The organism is Erythrobacter sp. (genome assembly GCF_038133525.1).
Taxonomy (GTDB): domain Bacteria; phylum Pseudomonadota; class Alphaproteobacteria; order Sphingomonadales; family Sphingomonadaceae; genus Qipengyuania.
Genome location: NZ_JAYPTL010000010.1, coordinates 57,129 through 61,624, shown reverse-complemented (window position 1 = coordinate 61,624; position 4,496 = coordinate 57,129). Strand labels below are relative to the sequence as shown.

The 4,496-nt window shown below is 66.1% G+C and carries 6 protein-coding genes; 1 reads left to right on the top strand and 5 read right to left on the bottom strand.

Going from position 1 to position 4,496, the window contains the following annotated elements:
- The 4 genes from AAFM29_RS04300 to AAFM29_RS04285 form a co-directional block, all read right to left on the bottom strand.
- Positions 1-469: phage portal protein (locus AAFM29_RS04300; protein ID WP_341711581.1), on the bottom strand; the 469-nt coding region annotated here is incomplete at its 3' end.
- Between the two features lie 168 nt (positions 470-637).
- Positions 638-1,099, bottom strand: coding sequence for a DUF805 domain-containing protein (locus AAFM29_RS04295; protein WP_341711580.1), 462 nt, complete (start codon positions 1,097-1,099; stop codon positions 638-640).
- A 47-nt stretch (positions 1,100-1,146) separates the two neighbouring features.
- A complete protein-coding gene (locus AAFM29_RS04290) occupies positions 1,147-2,481 on the bottom strand; it encodes a terminase large subunit domain-containing protein (RefSeq protein ID WP_341711579.1) in 1,335 nt (444 codons plus the stop codon).
- On the bottom strand, positions 2,478-3,095 hold the full coding sequence (locus tag AAFM29_RS04285; RefSeq protein ID WP_341711578.1) for a hypothetical protein: 618 nt from the start codon (positions 3,093-3,095) through the stop codon (positions 2,478-2,480). The genes AAFM29_RS04290 and AAFM29_RS04285 overlap by 4 nt, the downstream gene beginning before the upstream one ends.
- Before the next feature lie 257 nt (positions 3,096-3,352).
- Between AAFM29_RS04285 and AAFM29_RS04280 the strand changes: the two genes are divergently transcribed.
- Positions 3,353-3,994 carry a YqaA family protein gene (locus AAFM29_RS04280; protein WP_341711577.1) on the top strand — a complete coding sequence of 214 codons (642 nt, stop codon included), beginning with the start codon at positions 3,353-3,355 and terminating at the stop codon, positions 3,992-3,994.
- A 3-nt stretch (positions 3,995-3,997) separates the two neighbouring features.
- On the opposite strand, the gene AAFM29_RS04275 is transcribed toward AAFM29_RS04280, so the two are convergent.
- The coding region (locus AAFM29_RS04275) for a Crp/Fnr family transcriptional regulator (RefSeq protein ID WP_341711576.1) at positions 3,998-4,496 on the bottom strand (499 nt) is incomplete at its 5' end.

Below are 4,496 nucleotides of genomic sequence, written 5' to 3'. Positions count from 1 at the left end.
GCGCGATGGTCAGCGTGCGATCGGCCAGGACATAGCGATAGGCGGTGGGCCAGCCATCCTCGCCCGCCAGCACCTGCACCCGTTCGGGCCGCAGCGGGAACAGCTCGACCGGCGTGCCTGCGCCGTCCTTGACGATCTGGACATAGGCATTGCCGTGCAGCGCCAGTTGCGCGCCGAGCACTTCGAGCAGCGGCTGTGCACCGCAGGAGCAGGCGATCAGCCTGGCCAGCCGCGCATCGGCGCAGCTTAGCGGCGCGCCGCCAACCCCCTCCGCCACGATCCGCACCGCGCGCTGCGCGACCGGATTGGCGAGATAGGCCTCGGCTACGGCAGCGGGATAATCGAACGGCGCGCGCCCGGGGATGCTCTCGAAGCTCGTTGTCCACGGCGAGATATAGCCGCGCGTAAGCGGCACGTGCGAAATCGCCCCGCCCTTGAAGGCGGAGACCAGGGTGGTGAGGAAGGACATGGGATGCCTTTCGGTTGTGCTGATTGTTCTTTGTTTTCAGTCACCCCGGACTTGTTCCGGGGTGACGAGATCGCTGTCGATGCGAAGGGGCGGCATCCAATCGACGAATTGAACCCGGACCGATCGTTGCTAGCGGATCACAAGTTGACGATCCGCGGCCTCACGCCATCAGCTTTCGGCAAGACTTTCCACGACGCGCGGGTCCGGGCCGAAGCGGTTCGGACCCTTCGTGCCCGGCCAGAGTGCGATGACCCAGATCGCAATGGCAAATGACGCAAAGAGTGCGTTGTAGGGCCAGACCAATTCAGAGGTAGGCAGAAGCCCAACATCGTGTTGGAACTGGCCCCATATGCGCAGACCGATCAGGGCCGGTAGGATCAAGGCGAACCAGCCGCTGCAATTGAAGTCGTGCAGACGCCGCCCAAGCGCGGGGACTACCAGGAGGGCAATGCCGATCTTGGCAAAGTATGAAAAAGGACTCGCCAGCTCCTGGGTTTGGAGGGAGACGTGCTGCATAACCACCAACCAGACGAAAAAATCTAACCGATGAGTCCGCCCAGTGAAGGTGAATAGATACTTTGCTAATTGTTTGAGATCCTCGGCGATACTCGTATCGGGATCGTTGTCCAAGTTGATTGCTCCGCGACTCCAAGTGGCCGTGCATGAATATCTTGCGTTTACAACCTCCTAACCCGCGGCCTCCTGCTCCTCGCCAGCATCAATTCGCTCAGCGCCCATACCAGCGCGTCGGCCCTGTCAGGCGATCTCCCCGGACCCTCATAGCCGCCGCCCGCCATCAGCCCGCACATCTGGTCCTCCAGCTTGGCGAACATGCCCGCGTGGCGCACGCGGCCGGCCTCGTAGAGCGCGGCCACCGGTTCGGCGCGGGCGGCCTTGCCGCGGCTGGCGTGGACCAGCTTGAGTGGCAGCGACAGTTCGGCGGCGCGCAGCACGCTGGCGACCATGGCGCCGCCCTGGTTCGCCTCCGCCACCACGCGGTCGGCATTCCAGGTGCTTGCCGCCACCGCGACCGCGCGGGCCCAGCGTTCGGGCGAGGCTTGCGCGACCGAGCAATCGGCGAGCACTTGTGCCACCCCGCTCGCGCCCAGCCCGCAGACCACGATGCCGCATTCGTCGCCGCGCTCGCCGGCAGGCGGATCGACGCCCACCACCACGCGGGTGAAGCTGTCCCCCGCCACGGGTTCGCGGCACCGCTCGATCAGCGAGCGGGTCCACAGCGCGCCCTCGATATCCTCGAGCAGCTCGCCCCCGAGCTCCTGCCGGCCCAAGGCGGTATCTCCATAATGCGCGTCCATTGCGCCGAGGAACTTCTCGGGCAGATTGGCGGCGTTGTCGCGCGTGGTGCCGCGGGTCAGTTCCAGCCCCTGCGTCCGGGCCGGGTCGAGCAGGCGGCGCATCAGCGCAACCGCGCGCGGTGTCGTGGTCGCCATGATGCGCGGATCATCGCCAAGGCGCAGGCCCATCATCAGATTGTCCCAGGCGCGCGAAGCCCGTTCGTTGCTTCCGGGCCATTTGGCGATCTCGTCGCACCAGGCATGGCTGTGCTGCGGGCCGCGCAGGCTCTCCGGCTCGGCAGCCGAATAGAGCGTCGCCTGCGCGCCGTTGGGCCATGTCAGCCGCCGCAGCGACGGCTCGAAGTCGGGTGCGGCTTCGGGAGGGCAGCAGGCCAATATGCCACTCTCTCCCTCGACCATGACAGCGCGGCCCTCGCCGAGATTGGCTGCGACCAGCGCAATGCGCGCGTCGGGCAGATTGTCTGCCGTGAAGCGGACCCATTCCGCCCCCGCGCGGGTCTTGCCGAAACCGCGACCCGCCATGACCAGCCAGATGTACCAGGCAGTGTCCGACGGCAGCTGGCCCTCGTGCGCGTAAGTGCGAAAGTCGACCATGAAGGCGTCACGCTCTTCCTGCGTGAGGCTGTTGACGAAGGCCTCGCGCTCCGTCGGGGTGAGGCGCGCCCAGACGCCGGGCCGCGACAGGGGCTTGCTCATGCCGGAGAGATATCCCGGCCCGCGACCTTCTGGCGCAGTTCCTCGACCTTGCGTTCGATCGTTTCGCGGACCTGCGCGGCACTGACATTGGCCCGCTGTGCGCGTTCTTTCGCGATGGTCTCCTTGTGCGCGGCCAGCAGGCGCAGGGCCACCGCCACGTCCATCTTCCGTGCCGGAGCTGGATCGCGGAGATAGCCGAGCACCTCCATCTCGAGGTTGGCATAGCCTTCGAACAGGGCGGCGCGCCACTGGGCGGCGAAGTCCCGATTGGCGCGGCGGCTGCGATAGACGTCGCTCGTGGGGACGCCCGCCTTCGCGGCGGATGCAGTCACGTTGGAGGTTTCGGCCAGCTCTTCGAGGAAGACCTTCTTCCATTGCTCGTCCTTGCGCTGCGCCGCGCTCTGGTTCCCCGCCTTGCGCCCGCTCAAGGCGAAGATTTCGAGGGCTTCGTCCCATGCGCGGCTGAAGGCGCCGCATTTCTTCTTGCGGGTGTAAGGTCCGCTAGTGGTGATGCCCGTCGCCTCGGCGGCGGCGGTAACCTTGCCGAACTGCTTGAGCCCTTCGATGAAGGCGCTTTCCCACCAGGGGCGGTCGCTCGCTGCTTCGTCTGTCATGGAGTGCCTCCCGGAACTTGGCGAAATTGCCGATGGCGGAGACGAAAAAGGGCGGTCCCGCTGCCGGGCCGCCCGTTCGAATCACACTATCGCGATGTTCCGTATTGCTAACCAATCAGCGTTACGATGTCAATAAAAAAGTACCAAATAGGTTATTCATGAGATGATTGCCAACCGCAAGGCGATTATCTACTGCCGCGGTTGCACTCCGGCGCCCGCCGGGTGGCTCGCAATGACGGGATGGGGTTGCATCGGACATGCTGCGCAGGCTTTACGACTGGACGCTGGAGAAGGCGGCGCACCCGCATGCCGTGTGGTGGCTGGCGATGTTCAGCTTCATCGAGGCGAGCTTCTTCCCCGTGCCGCCGCATCCGCTGCTGGGGCTGATGTGCCTTGCCGAACCGAAGAAGGCGGTGCGCTTCGCCGCGGTGGCGACCATCGCATCGGTGCTGGGCGGGATGTTGGGCTATGCGATCGGCTGGGGCCTCTATGACACGATCGGCGCCGACCTGTTGCGCTGGCTGGGCCTGACCGAAAGCTTCCCCGTCGCGGCCTGCTATCTGCGCGAATACGGGGTCGAGATCCTGATCGTGAAGGGCGCCACGCCGATCCCGTTCAAGCTGCTGACCATCACCGCCGGCTTTATCGGCATGGGACTGGTGCCCTTCATCCTCGCCAGCATTGTCAGCCGCTCGATCAGCTTTATGATCGTGGGCGTGCTGTTCCGCATGTTCGGCGCGCCGATCAAGCGCTTCATCGACAAGTACCTGGGCCTGGTCACGATCGGCTTCGTGGCCATCGTGGTGCTGGGCTTTGTCGCGGTGGCCTATCTCGACGGCGGCGACGATGCCGCCACCGCCGAAAAATGCGCCGGGGCGACGCTGGAGCAAATTCACTAGATCTCAGTCGAGCGAGGCCAGCGCCAGCCGGTCGCGATCGGGGATGCGGATCGTGCGATAGCCGCGCTCGATCAGGCGGCGGCCTTGCAGCTCGCCGAGCGCGGCGTTGGCGGTGGCCCGCGTGACGCCGAGCAGGTCGGCCAGTTCCTGCTGGGTCACCGCCACGCTCGCCGGACCCGGCATGCCTCCCGCCATGGTCGCCAGCAGCCCGGCCATGCGCGCCGGGTTGGTGCCGCGGCGCAAGCCAGCGAGCAGCGATAGCGTCTCCTGCAATTGCTCCGACAGTGCGGCCAGCAGCGCGCGGGTGGAGGCAGGGTAATTGCCCAGCGCCTCGAGGAAGGCCCGCGCGCCGATCAGCCGCAGCTTGCTTGACCCGCGCGACACCGCATCGACGATGCGCGGCCTGCCCGAGAAGACCGCCAGCTCGCCGTAGGAGTCGCCAGCGCCGAGCAGGGCGACCGCGCGGAAATCGCCGTCGGCCAGGAATTGCCCGACCATGACC

What these genes read in the sequence shown, in the direction of transcription:
- AAFM29_RS04285 (WP_341711578.1), bottom strand. Translation starts at nt 3,095, where the DNA reads ATGACAGACGAAGCAGCGAGCGACCGCCCCTGGTGGGAAAGCGCCTTC.
- AAFM29_RS04280 (WP_341711577.1), top strand. Translation starts at nt 3,353, where the DNA reads ATGCTGCGCAGGCTTTACGACTGGACGCTGGAGAAGGCGGCGCACCCG.
- AAFM29_RS04290 (WP_341711579.1), bottom strand. Translation starts at nt 2,481, where the DNA reads ATGAGCAAGCCCCTGTCGCGGCCCGGCGTCTGGGCGCGCCTCACCCCG.